Raw genomic sequence first — 20,036 nt, forward strand, 5'->3', positions numbered from 1 at the left:
TCCAAAATTGATATTAGGAAAAATTATGCCAAACACATTAAATGGAAGGGTTCACACCCAAATCTATGAGGTAGAACAGGGCGAGGAAGTTTTCAGGGAGCAAACACCAGCTAGATCAACTGATGATTGGGCTGACGCAACCAAGGATTTACTTGATAGCTTGCCCCAGGTGTGGACAAGAGGGTTGCTATATTTTTTGGTGGTGTTTGTCTCGATTATTTTACCTTGGGCAATGCTATCTAAGGTAGATGAAACGGGTACGGCAAGAGGGCGGCTTGAGCCAAAAGGAAAGACGGTTAGGTTGGATGCTGCTGTAGCAGGTACTGTTGCCGAAATTCGGGTAAAGGAAGGTGATTTAGTTAAAACTGGGCAGACTTTATTGGTGTTGGAATCGGAATTAGTTAAAGCAGAATTGCGGCAGGCACAGGATAGGTTAGAGGGACAATTAAATCGACTTTCTCAGTTAAAGTCATCTAAAAGTCAGTTAGTTGTATCTTTGACAACACAACAGCAACAAAATCAATCTCAACAGTTAGAAAAGCAGGCTCAAATTGACCAAGCACGACAGAATATGGATGCTCTAAGAAATTCCTATGATTTACAAAAAGACGAAAAATTAGCTCAAGTCAATCAGGCACGGCAAACTCTTGAGCATAGTCAAACAGCTAATAAGTTAGTAAACAGTAGTTTGGCGAGTACCGAGCGAGAAGTTGAACGCTATCGTAGTCTTTGGCAGTCAGGGGTTGTTCCAGAAATTAATGTTGTGGAAAAACAAGATATAGCAAAAGATAAACAACAGTTATACGAACAAAATCAGTCAGATATTCAGCAAGCTAAATTACGTTTGGTAGAACAACAGAGTAGTTATGAGCGGACTATTAGGCAAACAAATGCAGATATTGAGCAGGCGCAATTGAGACTGAAAGAACAAGAAAGGAGTTATCAGACATTAACTCGTTCCAACAAGCTGGCTTTGTTAAAAATTGATGAACAACAGAAGAATTTGGAGACAGAAATTACTACACTTAAAGCAGAAATTGCTCAAACTAAGAGCCAGATTGTCTCGTTAAAATTTCAGTTAGGACAACGAGAGTTCAGAGCCACCGTGAATGGTAAAGTGTTTCAGTTACCGATACAACGGGCTGGCTCTGTAGTGCAACCTGGAGCAATGATTGCGGAGATCGCACCCCAAGGTTCGCCTTTAATAATTCGGGCACAAATGGCAACCACAGAGAGTGGTTTTTTGCGAAAAGGGTTGCCAGTCAAGTTAAAGTTTGATGCTTATCCATTTCAGGATTATGGAATAGTGGAAGGAGAATTGTTAAAGATTTCTCCTACTACAATAGAGGTGGAAACATCCAATGGAAAGGTGGCAGCTTATGACTTAGAAATTGCCCTAAAACAAAATTGTATTCCCTCGGCTAATAAATGTATTGCCCTGCGTCCTGGGGATACGGCGGCAGCTGAGGTAATTGTGCGTCAGCGTCGGATTCTTGATTTTCTACTTGATCCGTTTAAGCAGTTGCAGCAGGGTGGGGTGAAATTGTAATAATTAAACATCAGCTTGGGAGCTAAAGTCTGTGGATTTTATAAAGTATTAGTTTCGTAGAACGCCTTAAGAACGTAACGCACCCTACAAAATAGAATTTTTGCATTTTATTTAATCTACGTTCATAATTTAACTTTAACCTCTCCGCATCTGTCCATCTGTAATTAAAATTCCATATTCATAACGAAAGTACATTTAAATTTTAAATTACTTGAACTCTGAGCCAAAGAATAAATTTTCTGGTGGAATCATGCAAATAACTAACTCCCCATTAATTAGGAGCAAAAATATGTCACTTTTGATCACTATTACTAACGAAGATATTCTTCAACAAGTAAAACTATCTTGCAAAATTCCTGAGATAGTTGAGCAAATTGTTAGCCGTAAAGTGATTACATCTGCTACTGAAGAAGCTGGGATAAAAGTAGAAACAGAAGAATTACAAAAAGCAGCAGACTTATTCCGCTTAATGAATAAAATCACCAGTGCTGAAGAGACATGGACTTGGCTGGAAAAACATAGTTTGTCTTTAGATGATTTTGAAGAAATTGTTTACAGGAGTGTCGTTTTCGGAAAGTTAAGTCAACATTTGTTTACAGAGAAAATCGAACTATACTTCTTAGAACATCAGTTAGACTACGCTGGTGTAGTAATGTATGAGATTGTTTTAGATGATGAGGACTTGGCGCTAGAACTTTTCTATTCTATTCAAGAAGGTGAGATGAGTTTTTATGATGTAGCTCACAAATATATCCAGGATACTGAGTTACGCCGAAAAGGGGGATATCTGGGGATAGTGCGCCGCCAAAATTTAAAGCCGGAGATTTCTGCTAGTGTCTTTGCTGTTACACCGCCTCAGGTTCTCAAACCGATAGTGACTTCTAAAGGATTACATCTAATTTTCGTGGAGGAGATAATCCAGCCGCAATTGGATAAAAAACTGCGTCAGCAAATTATCACTGATTTGTTTGATGAGTGGATTAAGCAACAAATTGAGCCAGTTAAATTGGTAAAAAAATTTGACTCAGGTAGTTAGACAGTTAGATTTAAAAACTAGGTAAAAAGTTAGTTTTATTGTCAGAATTATCTGTTTACAATGGCATCAACAAACCCTCGAATTTACCGAGGGTTTGTTGTTAGTTTAAACTCAAACTATTTGAAAATAAATATTTAGACAAAAATATTTACAGTCACTGTGTAATTAATTCTGTCCGACTATTTAGGTTTTAATGCAAGTATTAAAAGAAGAATCAAAGCTGGACTGCCTCCTATAGTAGTATTAAGTTCGGTTTCAGAAAGCTCGGTAAAATAGCTTTCTGAATCAGAAAATAGGTCAGAACCAGTAGATTTGATGTCATTCACTTTGATATTAGCCATTTGAATTTTCCTCTAATAGAATTGTGGGAGTGATCAGGAATCAAATAGTCATTGTTTGTTTCCTGATTACATCCTATTAAAAAGGCTGGAATATGCCTAGACATTTCAACAGAGTAAACAGACCATAAAACTTACAGATTTAGGTAAAAATAGCTGGCTATTTCTGGTAAAAATCTATTTTTTGTAGAGGATTGTATAAGTAGATGAGCTTAACGAGAGACAAAACTAAAACAGTTATGTCTCCATAGATTATAAAAATTTAGCGTTATTTCATTCTAAGCAGTAAAAGCAAACCCCATGCTATTCGCTACAATCTGTCTCACCCAAATGAGATGTGCTGCAAAGTGTGCAATCGCTTTCCACAGCAGTTCTGAAATCTACTCTCTCATCAATTTTTGAAAGTCGCAGACGCTCTGCATTGGTATCTAAACTCTAAGCTGATCAACATCTCTTAAATGCTTGCATTGCCAAAAATGCATAGCCAAAGCCCGTCGTAGACATCACATCAATTGTGTCAATTATATGAGTTTGATATACTCATATTGTACTTATAAAGCTAGTTTTTAGTAATGAGGTAACATGACTACGCCAATATCATCTAATCCAGAAACGGTAGAAACCAAGCGGCAGAACTTCAACATTACTCCAGAACAAGAAGCAAAGCTCAACTAGCTACGTGATGCGATCGCTGCTCCTAATACCAAAGAAACAATCCTGCGTTCCATCGACCTAATGGTTACTCTCAAGCGCCACATGCGTCCCGGCACTCAACTATTTCTCCACACAAGAGAAGGGCAAGTTCGCCTACTTATCCCAGAACTTGAATCTCCACAAATAGGCGACTGGCTGTATCTGGTGGAACACCCTCACCCCTGGCGGCGGCAACTTTACATTAAAGGACGAAAACTACTTGCCTCGACTGTTTGGCAGGATATGATTGTTAACCAGATGTCAATAGAAGAGGCAGCAGATAATTGGAATCTTCCCCTTGCTGCGATCAAGGAAGCTATTCGCTATTGCGAAAGTCACCAAGAACTTCTGAAACTGGAAGCAGAAGAGGAGCGTTACCGCCTCGAACAACAAGGAGTCTCCCTTGAGCCTAAAACTACTCATTGATGAAGACTCCCAGGCAAAACGTTTAGTCAATTTGTTACAGAATGCTGGTCACGATGTTATAACAGTCAACGAAGCGGGTTTGATGAGCAAGCCTGACTCAGTTGTACTTGACTATGCAAGAGCGTGTGTTAGTGACTCGCAACTGCAATGACTTCCACACTCTCCATAAAGTAAACCCAAATCATTCTGGTATTTTAGCAGTCTACCAGCACCCTGACCTATCAAAGAGCATGAGCTACCTGAGTATCGTTAAGTCCATCGCCAACATCGAAGCATCGGACTATAGCCTAGCTAATCAGTTTATTTCCCTAAACCAATGGAACTACTAATAAATATCTTCTGAATTGGCATTAAGATATGAACGATGTAATTCGATTCCCAAAGAAGAAAATTGTTCACAGATAGCCTGCATTCGCCCTTCAGTTGAGTTATCTTCTTGATACCAAGCTGTTAACAACCCATTTGCTACAATCTGACAGCGATTCATGCCAAAACTTTCTTGAACAGCAAATTTTTGGTCTGGTTCTTCTGCCAACCCCAACCCTAGTGCTAGTTGTTTGGTAAATAAAGGAATTTCTGACTTAAAATGCAATTGGTGTTTTTGATAAACAGTTTTTAAGACTTGCCTAACAACTTCATAGTCTCTCTTGTCAAAGTAAAGCACCCCTGAATCGTAGCGTTGGTATTCCTTGGGGTTGTACAAAACCTTAAAGCTGAAGGGAATTGCCAACTCATTCAGTTCTTGTGTCAAACTCCCCATCACTGCAACAGCACCTTCAGGAGTTACATTGATATAAATTCGTACAGTTACAGGCTGAATTTTCACATCTTCAATACGACTGAAGCCTGTATTGCCAACGGCCATGTAAAAGCCATTTTGTACTCGATTCTTTGGCATCTGGATAGCGACAGAATCACCTACCACAGCTGCCACTTCAGTAAGTTGAAGATGCTTATTCCGTTCAATATGCAGCCTCAAACCGCCTTTAGTCACGGCTAAACTGCCATCACTTTCTTCTCTCAAAACAGACCAACCAGGGTCAAAGTAGCCGTCTCCAAAATTACTTTCATGCAATCGCTTATAAAATCCCACATCTACCCCTAAAACAGTATTATTCTCCAAATCTAGGGGCAAACCATTTCCCTCCCCATTTAGTGCCAATGTACTTTGCATAGAACCGTTGTAATAGATACCGTAAAGAAAAGTCCGCAATTGCAGACTCAGATATTTCTGTTGTATCTGGGTTGGCATCTTCTGAAAACGTTCAACTGCCTCAGATGGTAATTCCAAAGGTTTGTAATCTGGATGGTGGATGGAAAAATCAAATTTTATCTCAATTTTCTGAACAATATCTTGCAAAACATCCAGTAATTGCCCAGTTAAACCAGTCTCTAGCTGAGTTTGAGGAGAATTTAATAATTGCATAACTACTTTAGTAATAAAAAATGATTTAAACAGCAGAACTACTCAGGTGAGTTAATTCAACAGCAGCAGTACCAAAAATTGTTGGCATCGATTGTACAGGACGGCTTAATAAGGTCTTAGCAACCTGAAGCATAGCAATCCCCATATTGCCAAAAGATTTTTGATATTGAATCATTGCCTGAATCTGTTGAATTAAAGCAAAACCTGTAAATTGCACCACCCGTTGCAAGAAATCAGGGCGGTGTTCTAGAATTTCTGGAAAAGTGTTTAAATAAGCTTGGGTTAATCTACCAATTGAAGGCTGAAGTAGTTCTAAAGGTATTATTGCCAAGCGTAGAGACTCTTCAATACTCAAAGAATTACTGATAACCAAGCTACCCAGCCAGATTTGTACATAGCTGCCAATAAGTGTTCCCAAATCAAAAGCTGGATCTCCCCAAGTCGAGCGTTCCCAATCAATTAGCCGGACAATATTGTTACTGCAATTCTGCCAATCTTTGTACAGGAGAATATTATTTAGTTTCAAATCATTATGGGTGAGACAAGAAGGCGTTACAGCATTACCTAATTCAGCTATAGCCTGTCCCAAGCTATCATAACGTTGATATAAAGCAAAAAACTTTAACCCATCCCCAGGAATTAGACCAAAAATTTCTGGTTCAACCCGTTCTAATCTCCGAACTAAATGTGATACTTGATCGGCCATTAAATTATCAGAATTTTTAGAAAAGAATTCCTGATATTCTTGGCGGTTAAAAGTATCATGATGGATAGTCCCTAAAATATTACCAATTGCCATAGCAATTTCTGTAGAAAAGCTATTTTCCTTGGTGTAGAAATCCATTAAATCTCGATAATTATCCAGATATCTAAAAACAATAATAGAATTCTCGACATCAAAATGCAGCACCTCTGGTAAAAATGAGCGGTAGTTATCAAGATTTGGAAATTGTTGTAAAAAATCTTGAATTCGCCACTCACTTAAAAACTCACCAGCCGCTTTCCCTTCCTGATTGTGTCGTTCTTGTTTTACTAGAAGTTTGCGATCGCCTGGTAAAGTAACTAATAAATTAAAGTTTTTAGCTGCAACTATTTCTACCTTAATGGATAATTGTTCGGACTGATTACATAACCCCTGTTCAACTAAATAATCGACAACATTATGAGAGTTTAAGAGAAATGTCATAACTTATTTATTTATAAACCAATTTTGTAGAGAAGACTGTGGTAGTTGAGTTTCTACCACAAGCTGTTTTTGCAAGGATTATTAAAACTAGTACTGCACATTGGAAATAAACCATCCATTCCAAATTAATCAAATGTCTGCGGTATATAAATTACAAATTACGCGCAGCAGTACTAACCCAGTAGATAGCCGCCTACTAAAATTATCATATCTCTTACACCTGTTGCTACTCCACTACCCGTAATGTTTTTCTGTTCTTCTTCAGACAGTTCTGAGAGCGAGTTTTGTTCTAAAACTTGTCTTCGTCTTGCAGATGCATTTACAACAGCTTCTTCAATCAAATTCGTAATTTCAATTTGACTTGTGAAATGTTTGTGATAAATGTTCATTGATATGATATTCTCCTTAAATTACTTCAATAAACTTTGTAGCTTTGCTTAACTAACAGTCGGTGTCGCCACTTTAAGTAGTAATTCAGAGCGATTGTAGTTATCTGTAATAACTTGCGGACAACGCATACAAGCTGCTTTGCCTTCTTGTTGCCACCATCGGCAATCTCGGCGTATGGAACAAGGTGGTAGTTCCTCTACTACCGTCGGTAAATTTTCTACAACTCGCATTGCCAGACGACAATCTTTGCCATCAAAATGTTGACAACCCTTAGTTGCACAGGGTGCAGCTGTCCGAAAAATTTCAGTGGGTGTTACTGGACTAGCCTTTGCTATGAGTTCATCTGTAACAGCTTGTGGCTGCTTGAGATAAGCAACGCGGGGTTCTGTGACTGTGCCACCAACGACGCCAAAAACAACACTGTTCTGCCATTCTGGTCTTGCACTAGGGCAAAGTGTAGTCTTTTCAGTAGCGATGTCTTCCATAAATTGAACCTATAGTGAATTGTATTTTTAAGCTGATGGAGATTGACAGCTAATTTTGGGTCGGACTCTTCTCCATCAACCTAAATAAGCAAATAAAATGTCCAAGAGTTTAATAGTTACTATCAACTTAAAAGGCTGGCTTGTACACTCCAGTTTGGGTCTTGTGCAATTATTCCACAAGTAATCGGTACTCTTACAGGAATACCACCTGCTATAATTGGCTCTTTCACAATAGAAATAGCATTAGTTGCAAGACCACCTGCAACGTTTGCCATTTCTTCATCAGATAGAGTTAATAAACCATCTTCTGAATTCTCAACTGGGTTCCGTCGTGCTAGTGCATTGTTAACAGCGTCATCAATTAGATTGTTAATTTCCAATTGAATATTTGAATTCTTTCTCTTGCCTTCCATTGTGCTTTCCCTCCAAATATATAACTAGATATAGGCTTAATCAGTAAGTACTGTAATTACCTAACCTGTTTTATATTTTAGGCATGAAGAAAATAATTTCATTCTGTCTTGCAAATTATTAACTAGACATAAATAAAACTTTTATGTCACCAAAGAATCAATCAATACTTTCCAGTAACAACTATTTATTGATCAAGGTTCTATATCTATTAGATCAATTTTTAGATATTTAGACTATGACTGAGATGGGGAGTAGCGTAGTTCAATTACTTCAAAAGTGCTGTAATTAATTAACCAGCAAAAGCTTTTACACCACTTTTGGGAGAAGATACCACTAAATTTTTGACTCTTAATAAAACATTTATGTCCCAAAAGCTTTCCAAAATGATGAGCAATGTCTAACGACAAGATAGCAAGCAATATTTAAGTATATATTACTAAATAATTTTCAGGCTACTTAAGAAAACTTGCAATTCAAAATTGTGAGACAGAGTTGATATTACTAACATCTCTATTCAGTACTTCTCACTCTTTCAAACAAAGCTTTATAAACAGGTTCACCCTTTTTTTGCGTGCCTATTTCCCGTTCTGTGGGGACTGGTAGCGGATTTTTGGCTAGCCATTCTTCTGTACCAATTTTCTGAAAAGCTGAATTAGCTGCAAAGCGATCGCACATTTCCACAGCAACAAATTCCATATCTGATTGCAGAAATACCAATCCTCCAATCACAAGATAATTAGCTAAGTCTGCTACTAGTTCTGGTTGGACTACACGACGTTTAGCGTGACGGGTTTTAAACCAAGGATCGGGGAATTGAATTGTAACACGTTGTAAACTTCCTGGAGGGAAGGAAGATAAAAGTGATTGCAGTGAGTTATTCACATTGCAAAATAAATAGTGCAGGTTTGTTAAACCTAACTCAGAACGTAACTTATTCGCCTCCACCACCAGCGGTTCCCGAATTTCCAAGCCGAGAAAATTCCAGTTAGGTTCTATCTTGGACATATTCAACAAAAACAGTCCCTTCGCACAGCCAATATCTAAATGTAGTGGTTGATTTGGCTTTGCATAAATTTTTTCCCAGTCTTGGGGACTTGCTGGTGTTTGATACTTTTTACCAAGTGGATTAACATGCTGGCGGACTCGGACTGCTGCCAAAATTTTTTCTCCTTTACGTGAAAATATCCTCTGGTGATTCAGGTTATATCAATTCAAAAAATGTTTGCGACCGGCACCCCATCCTCACTAACGCGCACCCTCCCTCAAGCTTTGGGAAGGGTTAGGTAGGGTCTTATCTATGTATTGCATTCTTTTTTCAAATTGGTATTACAAGGAAGTCTAGCAAAAGTATGCCAAAAATTACCGATCTATCATTCAATTGCCTACCCAGCAGCAAGTTTGTACAACAGTCTCAGTCAAATACGTCATCCTTGCACTATTTTTTTTAGGTTATCGAGAAATTTATATTTTGGAAGTCCCTCATTTTGCATTAATCTCTAGAATTAAAATGCCTTAACACATTTGCTTTAGTCGTGGAGGGAGGAAATTTAAACAGTGGATATTTTAGATTTGTTTTATAAGGGTGGCCCAGCGATGTGGCCAATGCTAGTTCTCTCAATTCTATCTTTGAGTGTGATTTTCGAGCGTTTGTGGTTCTGGTTGCGAATTTTGACTCAGGAAAAGCAAATAGTTAATCGCGTCTTGGATGCTGCCCAGGATAATTGGGAAGTAGCTGCGGACATTGCAAGACAAGCAAGCCATCAGCCTGTTGGGCGTTTTCTCTATGCCCCTCTACGTTTTGCGAAAAGTGATGCGGAAACTTTTCGACTAGCACTGGAGGCTACGGCAGAAGACGAATTAGCTGGGATGCGGCGGGGTGAAAAACTTTTAGAAGCCGTGATTGCTCTAGCGCCGTTGCTAGGATTGTTGGGTACAGTTTTAGGTTTAATCCACTCTCTGCGCTCAATTCGGATTGGCGATTTGGGAACTGAATCTACCGCTGGTGTGACTACTGGTATTGGTGAATCCTTAATTAGTACGGCAAGTGGGCTAATAGTTGCCATCATTAGTTTGGCCTTTTACCGCCTATTTCAAAGCTTTGTAGTCAACCAAGTCAAAGTTTTTCGCAAGGCAGGGAATGAGATGGAATTGCTCTATCGCCAGTCTCCTCCTGATTTTAGCAATAGGACATCAGCAATTGTGCCAGAAAATTTCACTCCACCCCGCAAGCCAGGAAAGACTAAAGTTTCTGAACCTCCTGAATCCCCGAATACACCTAATTAATAGTCAATAATTCAACCCTTGAACCAGGCTTGAGAGTGAGACATGAAAGTTAATCTACATACTCCAATTGAAGAAGTCCAAATTCAAATCATCCCTTTAATTGATGTCGTTTTTTGTATCCTGACATTTTTTTTATTAGCGGCTTTACAATTTACACGGCAACAGGCAATAAATGTTGATTTGCCTAAAGCTAGCGCCAGTTCAATCTCTGGAATAACATCACAGAGTGGAAGTGTGATTGTGACCATCGATGCTGTGGGCAATACTTACATAGAAAAACAGCCTGTAAAACGGGAGGATTTGAGACAAAGTTTAAAACAGTATTTCCAAGCAAACCCCAGTGCCATTGTCGTGCTGAATGCTTCGCGTACAGCAACTTATAACGATGTGATTGAGACATTGGATTTGCTACGACAAGTAGGAGGCGATCGCGTTTCTTTGGGAATTATTCCTGGCCCATCTCAACCATCCATAAACTCGCCTAACCAGCCTACTATCCCCTCTTTCCCAATCAATCCTGGTGCTGCACCAGTTCCAGGCATCAATCCCGAAGGAAATATTACCCCAAAATTCCCCTTAGCACCTAATTCTGTACCTTTTCCTAGCATCACTCAGCCTCCAACTGGGCAAGGCATCAGTCCTATTAATCCTGGTATTTCTCCGGTGGTTCCTAACTCACCAGCGCCTAAAGCGCCTGTAGCACCCAAACAAACCCAACCTCCTCTTAAAAGATGATATAAGGGCATTGGGCATGGAGCATGGAGCATGGGGCATGGGGCATGGGGCATGGGGCATGGGGCATGGGGCATGGGGCATTGGGTTTTTCTCTTTGTCTCCCTTGTCCCCTTTCAAGTCTTTTCCAAAACCTAAAGATATCTAGAATAAATCTCAGCTAGAGAAAAAAAAGCTGCTAATTTACAAATAATTGGTTGAGCTTTCAAGATTTTTCCACCTATAGACTGAGCAATTCATCACCAATTACCATCCACATTTCATACCAAATTGGGGAAGGATGTCCAAATAGTTTAACAGATTGAAAAGCGCTTATCTCAAGCGTTTTTCAGTGTCTCCTAATTACAAATTACTAATTAATATCAGGGGTTGTGGCATGAATATCGTGACGCTTTTAATTGTTTGGGTCGTAACAGCTATCAGCTTGTTGATAATTAGTAAGTTGCCTTTGGGAGTTGAAATTGATACTACTGGTAAAGCGTTTCTTTCTGCCGCAGTGCTTGGTATCGTGACGGCAATAGTCAGACCGATTTTAAGCCTCATTTTTGTAGTACCAAATCTACTAACATTGGACTTATTATCTGGCATTTTCACATTTATGATTGCCGTGGTTTGTTTTAGTATTGCTGCTTGGTTAGTAGAGGGTTTTCGCTTGCGTTACGGGATTTGGAGTGCTGTTATTGGGGCATTTACGCTGACTATAATTAACAGCTTAATCTACAAAATATTGGGTGTCTAAAGCTAAGAGTTAGGAGTTAGGAGTTAGGAGTACAGACGCGATTAATCGCGTCTGTACAGGAGTTAATTCAAAATTCCTCACTCATAACTCCTAATTCATCACTGCCAAATTGTAACTACTCGTTGGAACTTGGGGGAGCAACTGGGGTAGTTGATTGTTGTTTACGTTGCTCGCGTTTTTTGCGATCGGCTGAGAGGATATCTGCCATCACCACTAGCGCTTGCGCCATTTTGTCTAGGTTAGAACGGTATAACTCCAAATCCTTGTTGAGTTTGTCGTCAGAGAGATGCAAGCCAGCAGCGATCGCTTTCAGCGCCTCAGTAAGTTGCTTTTCGTCTTTGACTAATTCGGGATCTGACTGTTCTAATAACGAAAATACACCAATTGCGAACAAACGGTTGTATTTAAAGTTAGGATTGTTGGCGATCGCTTGCAGGTTTGCTTGCAAGTCAGCATCTCTATCTAAGTAAGTAGTTTGGCCCAGCCATGCAATTAAATCTTTAACTGGTAAACCTTTAGCTACAGCTTGCAATCTCTGGGCATCCTGTCGATATTGTTGCGGATCTTGTTCCATAGCCTGACATAAGGCGTTAAAAATTGATTCTTGATCCCGTTCTGGTTGATAGCCTTCCATGAAGCGGTCAAAAGTAGTGACGACACCCAAGGCATAAATTGGATTGTAGCTAAAATCGATATTTACTGACAGCAGATGCATTTCCACCATCAATTCTTCTACTACCCGACGATAAATAGTGTTAATCGGACGGGTGTGAAGATTATAGAAAGTTCGCTTTGTATCAGAGACTGTACGGACGTTATTCACAAAGAAAAAAGAAATGTTAAGGGCGACGTATCTTTATTTTCTCGCTTAAAGGCTACTTTGCCAAGTTGAGCTTTTAGCAGGTGACAGTTTCATTTACAATATATACAGATCAGAAGTATTTTATAAGCTGGCAGCTACAGCAAATAAGACCTTTTCTCCTAAAAAATAGCCAAAAATTATTATCCTGAATGATTTATTTATTGTACTTATGAACTTCTCGCCACAGTTAATTGCTTTAGGTGACTACCTAGCTGGTGAATTTAATAATCGGGAACAAGCCATCGCAGAACCAGTTTGGTATGTCCACCTTTGCCTCTGGCAAAGACCAGTTAATCTGTTCACAGAAGATAGCATCACCTTATTTGCTGAACAGGCTAATGTTATTACCCTAGATCAACCTTACCGCCAACGAATTATCCGGTTGCGTCAAAGCAGCAACTCTGACGCAACTGTGGAAGTACAATATTATATGCCTCAAGATCCAGGTGCATTAAAAGGCGCAGGTAATAACCCTGCTCTACTAAACACACTGACACCCGAACAATTAGATTTACTACCAGGCTGTATCCTAGCAGTTACTCAGGAGAAACTAGCTGGCGATCGCTATAAGTTTGCCACTACCCCACTACCAGAGACTCGTTGCAGCTTTACTTATCTTGGCAATAGCGTCTATGTTTCTTTAGGTTTTGCAGCTACAGCGACAGAATTTCACAGTTACGACAAAGGAATTGATCCTGCAACTGGAAAAGCAACCTGGGGAGCAATTATGGGACCTTATCGTTACACCAAGCGAAATCAGTATTCAATAAGATAAAGTTATGAGTTATGAATTTTGAATTAACTCCTTACAGACGCGATTAATCACGTCTCTACTTCTAACTTCTAACTCTTTTTTAGCTGGCAATGCTACGCGGTACACCTTCTAAAGCTTCCTCTTCTGTTTCAAAGATTTCAAAAACAGTATCCATCATCGTCACTTCAAACACGAGTTTGGCTTCTGGGTGGACATTGCAGATGCGGAAACTGCCCTTGACTTTATCAGCATCACGCATTCCAGCTACCAAAGATGTAAGACCAGAACTATCAATAAAATTTACCTGGGCCAGATTTACAACTACATGGCGACTGAGTTTGGAAATACACTCTTGTAACTTCAAACGAAATTGCCAAGCAGTGGTAATATCCAGACGGCCTGATGGTGTCAAGACGATAACAGTGTTTCCGTCTTGGGTTGTATAGGTTTTTTGGTCTATATGAATCACTAAAGCCCTCCCCGTGGCATTCATTTTAAGATTAACTAGTGACAGAATTTTCTAATGCTGTCACTTGAGATTAACAAGCTATAGCTAAATTTGTCACCTTTTTCGGCTAAGTGCTTAACTTTAATAGTTTAACTCACCAAAATAGTAGAAAATAGGGCATTGAAAATAGGGCATGGGGCATGGGACATAGGGAGATGAGAGAGGTGGGGGAGATGAGGAAGTGAGGGATAAAGAGGGATAAAGAATTAATAACCAATGCCCAATGCCCAATGCCCTATTAATCTGGTGTCCAGTTGATCCAATCTTGAGGTTTAAGGAAAGTTTCATACAACTCGGCTTCGGGGGAATTAGGTTCTGGTTGATAGCCGTATTCCCAGCGTACTAAAGGTGGTAGGGACATGAGAATTGATTCGGTGCGTCCGTTGGTTTGCAGACCAAAAATAGTACCTCTGTCATAAACCAAGTTAAATTCTACATACCGTCCTCGACGGTAAAGTTGAAAATTTCGTTGGCGATCGCCATACTCTATCCCATGTCGCCGTTCTACAATCGGTACGTAAGCTGGTAAAAATGCTTTGCCACAGCCTTGTACAAAGCCAAACAAATCTTCCCAATTGCGGGTTGCTGGTGTTCCCACCTGATTGCTATAAATGGCCGCTTCTCCATTGGGATTTGGCCCGCGATATAAAGCACCCTGTCCATCTTGGTAATCAAAAAATAGACCGCCGACACCCCGTGTCTCATCACGATGCTTTAGGTAGAAATATTCATCACACCACCGCTTAAACACTGGGTAATACTCTGGGTGGTGTTGGTCGCAAGCCTGCTTTAATGTTTTGTGTAAATGTGCCGCATCTTCAGCAAAAGGGTAATAAGGTGTCAAGTCAATACCGCCACCAAACCACCACACTGGTCCCGCTTCAAAGTAGCGATAATTTAAATGAACTGTGGGCACATAAGGATTTTGAGGATGTAATACCATTGAAGTGCCTGTGGCATAAAAGCCATGCCCTGTTGCTTCCGGGCGTTGGGCTAAAATTGAGGGTGGCAAATGAGAACCCCAAACTTCAGAAAAATTTACACCTGCTTGTTCAAATATTGCACCTTCTCGCAGTATGCGCGATCGCCCTCCACCTCCTTCTGGGCGTTCCCAACTATCTTCATGAAACTTAGCCACACCATCTAGTTTTGCCAATGATTCGGTAATTTCGTCTTGCAGTTGTTTCATAAACTGACTGACCCTAGTCTGAGCATCAGCTGCTGGCAAAGACTTGGATGATTCTGCTTCTACAGTTGGTATTTGCGAGTTGGTCAACATAGATTCCCGAACCTAAATTACAATTTCCAGAAAGCCACAAATTCTTCATTTTAAAATTTGGGGGAAACACGCACCAACAATCAAGCTCTATTTACCCAACCCGCTTTTTTCTTACTGGTTAAGCATTTATACGATTGATGGGCATCACTAGAGTTATTTTCCCTCAAATGCGTATAGGCTTGTATATTGAATTAGTTTTTTTTTGAAATTCTTAATTGGAATATTCTGGTATAAAGACTCAATTTTAGTCTTAAGCTTGAGGTATCAAAGATTTAACTGGTCTACTCAGAAATTTTTTGCCATATTGCTGATGTCGGTTGTTAGGGTCTCTACTAAATCAAGGCTTGCTATGTTTAGGGTATTTTTGAGAAAGTTTTAATTTAGCAGTTGAGCGTAGTTGCACACCATACCAGAGTACCAGAAAGTATCTAGGGAGGAGGATTAGGAAAATGCAAGGTTGGTTATCCAAATTCATCCGCCGCAAACGTCGTCGGTTTTGTGCTTCTCTGGTGTGGACGTATCGAGAGATTAGTTCTGCTTCTGTAGATGAACTCTGGCAAAAAGTGGTTGACTTAACAGATGTTTCCTGGCATCCACAACTTAAGAGTACTAATGTCCCCCGCGGATTAGTACCGAAACCAGGATTAATTTTTCAAGCTGTAACACGCTTTTCGCCGATTCCCATCAGAATTTTTGTGGAACGCGTCAATCCCAGAGAGATGCTGAGTATCCGAGTGATGGCGATTCCTGGAATAGAGGAACGCGTAACTTACCAAGTAGAGTCAACAGTTTGTGGTACTTGTTTATCTTATTCTGTAACCCTACGGGGTTGGTTATCGCCCTTGATTTGGTCTTTATCCCGTCCTTATGCAGACCGCGTTGCACGATCTTTAGTCGAGGCAGTAGAAAAGACGGCATTACCAGCGGTATCTGGTAAGAAAAAATCTCTTAATGACAGTTGTTTTGATTTTTAGAAATGGGGCATTGAGCATAGGGCATTGGACATTGGGCATTGGGCATTGGGGATTGGGTATGGTTATTCTCCTTGTTTCCCCTGCTCCCTCATCTTCCATGCCCGATGCCCAATGCCTAATGCCCAAAGAAAGTTAAAATTTTATTAGGTAATAATGCTATTTGCTAAGTTTTATCACGAAAGTAACAGTGATAACACTAAGCTGACCTTACTTAAGAAAGCATCCAGTTAATAGCTAAGATGTTCCACACAAGTGTATTTATTCATTTTGAATTTTGAATTTTTATGTACGATGTCCTCGATTCCCGTTCTGTGTTAGAAGTTTTGCGACCAGTAGAAGACCCAGAACTTTGCAAAAGTCTGGTAGAACTGAATATGATTCGCAACGTAAAAATTGACGGTGGTAAGGTTAGTTTCACTTTAGTGTTAACCACTCCTGCCTGTCCTTTACGTGAATTTATTGTCGAAGACTGTCAGAAAGCTGTCAAAAAAATCCCAGGCGTTACAGATGTCAGCATAGAAGTAACGGCAGAAACACCGCAACAAAAAAGTTTACCTGACCGCACTGGCATTTCTGGAGTCAAAAATATCATTGCTGTTTCCAGCGGTAAAGGTGGCGTTGGTAAAAGTACGGTGGCGGTAAATGTCGCAGTGGCTCTAGCCCAAACTGGGGCGAAAGTCGGCTTGCTAGATTCTGATATTTATGGTCCCAATGACCCCACCATGCTGGGTTTGTCTGATGCTCAAATTACTGTACGTTCTACTGAAACAGGTGACATCCTGGAACCTGCTTTTAATCACGGCGTCAAATTGGTTTCAATGGGCTTTTTGATTGACCGAGATCAACCAGTAATTTGGCGGGGGCCTATGCTCAATGGTGTAATTCGCCAGTTTCTCTATCAAGTGCAATGGGGAGAACTGGATTATTTGATTGTAGATATGCCACCGGGAACTGGAGATGCTCAGTTAACTTTGACTCAAGCAGTACCAATGGCAGGGGCAGTAATTGTTACCACGCCGCAAAACGTAGCTCTGTTAGATTCTCGTAAGGGATTGCGGATGTTCCAGCAGATGAATGTTCCAGTATTGGGGATCGTGGAAAATATGAGCTATTTTATTCCCCCCGATCAATCAGATAAGCAATATGACATCTTTGGTTCTGGTGGTGGCTCCAAAACAGCTGCTGAATTGGGAGTGCCGCTGTTGGGCTGTGTGCCGCTAGAGATTTCTACACGAGTTGGTGGTGACAGCGGTGTGCCAATAGTTGTTGGCGATCCAGATTCGGCTTCAGCAAAAGCATTAACAGCGATCGCTCTTACCATTGCAGGTAAAGTATCAGTTGCTGCCTTAGCATAATTATAAATTTTAATTTCTATTTACTTCCTAGCTATAGCTTGGGAATACTAGGGACTGGGTATTCGGGAGTGGGTAGGTAGGGAAAAAATAACTATTGATTATTAACCAATTCCCAATTCCCAATTTCCAATTCCCAACAATTAAAGCTAAAGTCTAAACTGGCACAATGTTGTTAAAACGATCGCTCCCCAAAATTCATTGGAAGTCTTGGGTTAAGCCCTGGCAGTATGTAGATTGGCTACTTTTTTGTTTGCCGATTGCTGTCAGTATCTTTGGCGGCCTGATGATTCTCAGTACGGAATTAAAGCAGCCAGTAACTGACTGGTGGTGGCACTGGATGGTAGCAGGTATCGGCGTGCTTATAGCCCTGCTTTTATCTCGTACCCGTTACGAACTTTTGATGCAGTGGCACTGGGTAACTTATTCGTTAACGAACTTCAGCTTAATCGCCGTGATGATTGCTGGTACTAGTGCCAAAGGGGCGCAGCGGTGGATTAGTATCGCTGGCTTTAACGTGCAACCCTCAGAATTTGCCAAAGTCGGTATAATCATCACCTTAGCAGCTTTGCTACACAGACGCACTGCTTCTAGCCTCGAAGGTGTTTTCCGCGTTTTGGCAATCACCGCTATACCTTGGGGATTAGTATTTTTGCAGCCAGATTTAGCAACATCACTGGTATTTGGTGCGATCGTCTTAGGAATGCTTTACTGGGCAAATGCTAACCCAGGCTGGTTAATTCTGATGATTTCTCCGGTGGTTGCCGCCATTTTGTTTAGTATATCTTGGCCTTTAACAGAGCCGATAGTTTTATTTAAAGAACTATCTTTCGGTTTATTAGGACTAATTTGGTCAGTTGCAATGGCTATTGTGGGCTGGCAAACTCTTCCCTGGCGCCGATTTGGTTTAGGTGCTATTGGTGCGTGGACTCTTAATATACTGGGTGGCGAATTAGGAGTCTTCGCCTGGAACCATGTTTTGAAAGAGTATCAAAAAGACCGACTAACTGTATTTATGAATCCCGATCACGATCCACTTGGTGCTGGATACCACTTAATCCAATCTCGTATTGCTATTGGTGCTGGTGAAATATGGGGATGGGGTCTGTTCAAGGGGCCGATGACGCAACTGAATTTCGTACCGGAACAGCATACAGACTTTATTTTCTCCGCAGTCGGGGAAGAATTTGGTTTTGTTGGTTGTTTGGTAGTGCTGTTTGTCTTCTGCTTAATTTGCTTCCGTCTATTGCATATTGCCCAAACCGCCAAAGATAACTTTGGTTCCTTGTTAGCTATTGGCGTTTTCTCCATGATTGTATTTCAGGTGATTGTCAACGTTGGCATGACTGTAGGTTTAGCGCCTGTGGCAGGAATTCCCCTACCTTGGATGAGTTATGGGCGTTCTGCAATGCTGACCAACTTCATTTCCTTGGGAATAGTAGAATCAGTCGCAAATTTTCGACAAAGACAGAAGTATTATTGATTCGTCATTTGTCATTAGTCATTAGTCATTTGCACTTCTCCAAGGACAAATGACTAATGACAAGTATTAAGCTATTAAAAGGAAACAAGCGAGGCTAAAAACATGATTCTGCCTGGAGCAACTGTTCGCGTCAAAAATCCCGCAGATACCTATTATCGCTACGAAGGACTCGTGCAACGACTTACTGATGGCAAAGTAGCCGTATTATTTGAAGGTGGTAACTGGGATAAATTAGTTACCTTCCGCCTGAGCGAATTGGAACTCGTAGAAACCACCGCCGGACGTAAAAAAGCCAAATAAGATTAGTCATTAGTCATTTGTCCGTTGTCATTTGGCAAAAACTAATGACTAATGACCCTTCGGGTGACGCTCGTGCCTCGCTAGCGCTGCGCTAACGCCAGTTGCTCATGGGGGAAACCCCCAAGAGTAACTGGCTCACCAATGACTAATGACTAAATTACTATGCGCCTCCCACTACCACAGTTTGCCACTGGCGATCGCCATCCCAATCATATTGCAGAGGTGATTGAAACTACCAGTACTGAATTCTTAGCTCAGTGTTTGGAACCGGAAGATTTAAGCTTTCCCTCTATGCCACCCTTTGGTAGTTGGGTCTGTTCTATAGATGAAGAATCTGGCAATCAAATTTATGCTGTAGTGTATTATGCCACAACTATGCCCATAGATTCCGTACACCGGGCGAGAGCGTTGGGGTTGTCCTTGCAAGACTTACGGGAGGAACAACCCCAAATATTTGCTATGCTCCGTACAGAATTCCGGGCTGCGATCGTCGGATTTGAACTATCTTCGCAAAATCAAAGTTATAACCAAAGAGTATATCAGTATCTTCCACCCCGTCCCCCGCAAATTCATCAAGCTGTTTATCGATGTGAACCAGAAGCTATCATTAAATTTACTGAAGAACTAGATTTTTTACGGACACTGCTATGTATAAATGGTGCACCAATAGAGTCTTTAACCGCAGCTGCCATTCGAGATGTATACCAGTTACGCAAAGCTGACCGAGAATGGCTAATTAAAGCTGGACGTAGCTTAAGTGTGCTACTTAAAGATGACTATGATCGCTTACGGTTCATTCTGAGTCAAATCCACCCGTAGGTAGTTAA

The 20,036-nt window shown here is 40.6% G+C and carries 23 protein-coding genes; 13 read left to right on the forward strand and 10 right to left on the reverse strand.

The window, feature by feature from the left end:
- The first annotated feature begins 25 nt into the window (after positions 1 to 25).
- Both V7K56_RS03425 and V7K56_RS03430 read left to right on the forward strand, forming a co-directional pair.
- On the forward strand, positions 26 to 1,549 hold the full coding sequence (locus V7K56_RS03425) for an HlyD family efflux transporter periplasmic adaptor subunit (RefSeq protein WP_334907616.1): 1,524 nt from the start codon (positions 26 to 28) through the stop codon (positions 1,547 to 1,549).
- Between the two features lie 289 nt (positions 1,550 to 1,838).
- The gene (locus tag V7K56_RS03430) at positions 1,839 to 2,585 is read left to right on the forward strand and encodes a peptidylprolyl isomerase (RefSeq protein WP_334907618.1); all 747 of its coding nucleotides are present in this window, start codon (positions 1,839 to 1,841) and stop codon (positions 2,583 to 2,585) included.
- A 179-nt stretch (positions 2,586 to 2,764) separates the two neighbouring features.
- Here V7K56_RS03430 and V7K56_RS03435 read toward each other — a convergent pair whose 3' ends face one another.
- Positions 2,765 to 2,926, reverse strand: coding sequence for a bacteriocin (locus tag V7K56_RS03435; RefSeq protein WP_334907620.1), 162 nt, complete (start codon positions 2,924 to 2,926; stop codon positions 2,765 to 2,767).
- A gap of 732 nt (positions 2,927 to 3,658) precedes the next feature.
- Here V7K56_RS03435 and V7K56_RS03440 point away from each other — a divergent pair.
- Positions 3,659 to 4,042: a hypothetical protein gene (locus V7K56_RS03440; RefSeq protein ID WP_334907621.1), complete on the forward strand. Its 384-nt coding sequence runs from the start codon at positions 3,659 to 3,661 to the stop codon at positions 4,040 to 4,042.
- Positions 4,020 to 4,193, forward strand: a complete 174-nt coding sequence (locus tag V7K56_RS03445; RefSeq protein WP_334907623.1) for a DUF5615 family PIN-like protein — start codon at positions 4,020 to 4,022, stop codon at positions 4,191 to 4,193. The genes V7K56_RS03440 and V7K56_RS03445 overlap by 23 nt, the downstream gene beginning before the upstream one ends.
- Before the next feature lie 174 nt (positions 4,194 to 4,367).
- Here the strand turns inward: V7K56_RS03445 and V7K56_RS03450 are convergent, their stop codons facing one another.
- The 6 genes from V7K56_RS03450 to trmB all read right to left on the reverse strand — a co-directional run bounded on the left by V7K56_RS03450 (position 4,368) and on the right by trmB (position 9,101).
- Complete coding sequence (locus V7K56_RS03450) at positions 4,368 to 5,468, reverse strand: T3SS effector HopA1 family protein (protein ID WP_334907627.1); 1,101 nt, start codon at positions 5,466 to 5,468, stop codon at positions 4,368 to 4,370.
- Positions 5,469 to 5,493: 25 nt separating this feature from the next.
- Positions 5,494 to 6,654, reverse strand: a complete 1,161-nt coding sequence (locus V7K56_RS03455; RefSeq protein WP_334907629.1) for a phosphotransferase — start codon at positions 6,652 to 6,654, stop codon at positions 5,494 to 5,496.
- A 173-nt stretch (positions 6,655 to 6,827) separates the two neighbouring features.
- Positions 6,828 to 7,043, reverse strand: a complete 216-nt coding sequence (locus tag V7K56_RS03460) for a hypothetical protein (protein WP_334907631.1) — start codon at positions 7,041 to 7,043, stop codon at positions 6,828 to 6,830.
- A gap of 48 nt (positions 7,044 to 7,091) precedes the next feature.
- On the reverse strand, positions 7,092 to 7,529 hold the full coding sequence (locus tag V7K56_RS03465) for a nitrogen fixation protein (protein WP_334907633.1): 438 nt from the start codon (positions 7,527 to 7,529) through the stop codon (positions 7,092 to 7,094).
- Between the two features lie 122 nt (positions 7,530 to 7,651).
- Positions 7,652 to 7,942 (reverse strand): hypothetical protein, encoded by a 291-nt coding sequence (locus tag V7K56_RS03470; protein ID WP_334907635.1) that lies wholly within the window; start codon positions 7,940 to 7,942, stop codon positions 7,652 to 7,654.
- Between the two features lie 511 nt (positions 7,943 to 8,453).
- On the reverse strand, positions 8,454 to 9,101 hold the full coding sequence (trmB, locus tag V7K56_RS03475; protein WP_334907637.1) for a tRNA (guanosine(46)-N7)-methyltransferase TrmB: 648 nt from the start codon (positions 9,099 to 9,101) through the stop codon (positions 8,454 to 8,456).
- A 396-nt stretch (positions 9,102 to 9,497) separates the two neighbouring features.
- Between trmB and V7K56_RS03480 the strand changes: the two genes are divergently transcribed.
- From V7K56_RS03480 to V7K56_RS03490, 3 genes are all read left to right on the forward strand, one after another.
- Positions 9,498 to 10,226 carry a MotA/TolQ/ExbB proton channel family protein gene (locus V7K56_RS03480; RefSeq protein ID WP_334907639.1) on the forward strand — a complete coding sequence of 243 codons (729 nt, stop codon included), beginning with the start codon at positions 9,498 to 9,500 and terminating at the stop codon, positions 10,224 to 10,226.
- A gap of 42 nt (positions 10,227 to 10,268) precedes the next feature.
- Positions 10,269 to 10,961 carry a biopolymer transporter ExbD gene (locus V7K56_RS03485; protein ID WP_334907641.1) on the forward strand — a complete coding sequence of 231 codons (693 nt, stop codon included), beginning with the start codon at positions 10,269 to 10,271 and terminating at the stop codon, positions 10,959 to 10,961.
- 373 nt (positions 10,962 to 11,334) lie between these two features.
- Entirely contained in the window at positions 11,335 to 11,697 is a 363-nt protein-coding gene (locus tag V7K56_RS03490) for a phage holin family protein (protein WP_334907643.1), read from the forward strand.
- Positions 11,698 to 11,812: 115 nt separating this feature from the next.
- On the opposite strand, the gene psb29 is transcribed toward V7K56_RS03490, so the two are convergent.
- Positions 11,813 to 12,520 carry a photosystem II biogenesis protein Psp29 gene (gene psb29 / locus V7K56_RS03495; RefSeq protein WP_334907645.1) on the reverse strand — a complete coding sequence of 236 codons (708 nt, stop codon included), beginning with the start codon at positions 12,518 to 12,520 and terminating at the stop codon, positions 11,813 to 11,815.
- Between the two features lie 208 nt (positions 12,521 to 12,728).
- Here psb29 and V7K56_RS03500 point away from each other — a divergent pair, with 208 nt between their 5' ends.
- Positions 12,729 to 13,334 (forward strand): chromophore lyase CpcT/CpeT, encoded by a 606-nt coding sequence (locus V7K56_RS03500; RefSeq protein WP_334907647.1) that lies wholly within the window; start codon positions 12,729 to 12,731, stop codon positions 13,332 to 13,334.
- Positions 13,335 to 13,413: 79 nt separating this feature from the next.
- On the opposite strand, the gene V7K56_RS03505 is transcribed toward V7K56_RS03500, so the two are convergent.
- Entirely contained in the window at positions 13,414 to 13,782 is a 369-nt protein-coding gene (locus V7K56_RS03505) for an STAS domain-containing protein (protein ID WP_094351701.1), read from the reverse strand.
- A gap of 277 nt (positions 13,783 to 14,059) precedes the next feature.
- Positions 14,060 to 15,100: an oxygen-dependent coproporphyrinogen oxidase gene (hemF, locus tag V7K56_RS03510; RefSeq protein ID WP_334907649.1), complete on the reverse strand. Its 1,041-nt coding sequence runs from the start codon at positions 15,098 to 15,100 to the stop codon at positions 14,060 to 14,062.
- A 449-nt stretch (positions 15,101 to 15,549) separates the two neighbouring features.
- Between hemF and V7K56_RS03515 the strand changes: the two genes are divergently transcribed.
- The 5 genes from V7K56_RS03515 (at position 15,550) to V7K56_RS03535 (ending at position 20,028) form a co-directional block, all read left to right on the forward strand.
- A complete protein-coding gene (locus V7K56_RS03515; protein ID WP_334907651.1) occupies positions 15,550 to 16,074 on the forward strand; it encodes an SRPBCC family protein in 525 nt (174 codons plus the stop codon).
- 284 nt (positions 16,075 to 16,358) lie between these two features.
- On the forward strand, positions 16,359 to 17,429 hold the full coding sequence (locus V7K56_RS03520) for an Mrp/NBP35 family ATP-binding protein (RefSeq protein WP_334907653.1): 1,071 nt from the start codon (positions 16,359 to 16,361) through the stop codon (positions 17,427 to 17,429).
- Between the two features lie 166 nt (positions 17,430 to 17,595).
- On the forward strand, positions 17,596 to 18,909 hold the full coding sequence (gene rodA / locus V7K56_RS03525) for a rod shape-determining protein RodA (protein ID WP_334907655.1): 1,314 nt from the start codon (positions 17,596 to 17,598) through the stop codon (positions 18,907 to 18,909).
- A 102-nt stretch (positions 18,910 to 19,011) separates the two neighbouring features.
- Positions 19,012 to 19,209: an NAD(P)H dehydrogenase subunit NdhS gene (locus V7K56_RS03530; protein WP_100898602.1), complete on the forward strand. Its 198-nt coding sequence runs from the start codon at positions 19,012 to 19,014 to the stop codon at positions 19,207 to 19,209.
- A 162-nt stretch (positions 19,210 to 19,371) separates the two neighbouring features.
- Complete coding sequence (locus tag V7K56_RS03535; protein WP_334907657.1) at positions 19,372 to 20,028, forward strand: HAS-barrel domain-containing protein; 657 nt, start codon at positions 19,372 to 19,374, stop codon at positions 20,026 to 20,028.
- Positions 20,029 to 20,036: the final 8 nt, after the last annotated feature.

Origin of the sequence: Nostoc sp., from assembly GCF_036917535.1 — a bacterium.
Classification (GTDB): domain Bacteria; phylum Cyanobacteriota; class Cyanobacteriia; order Cyanobacteriales; family Nostocaceae; genus Nostoc.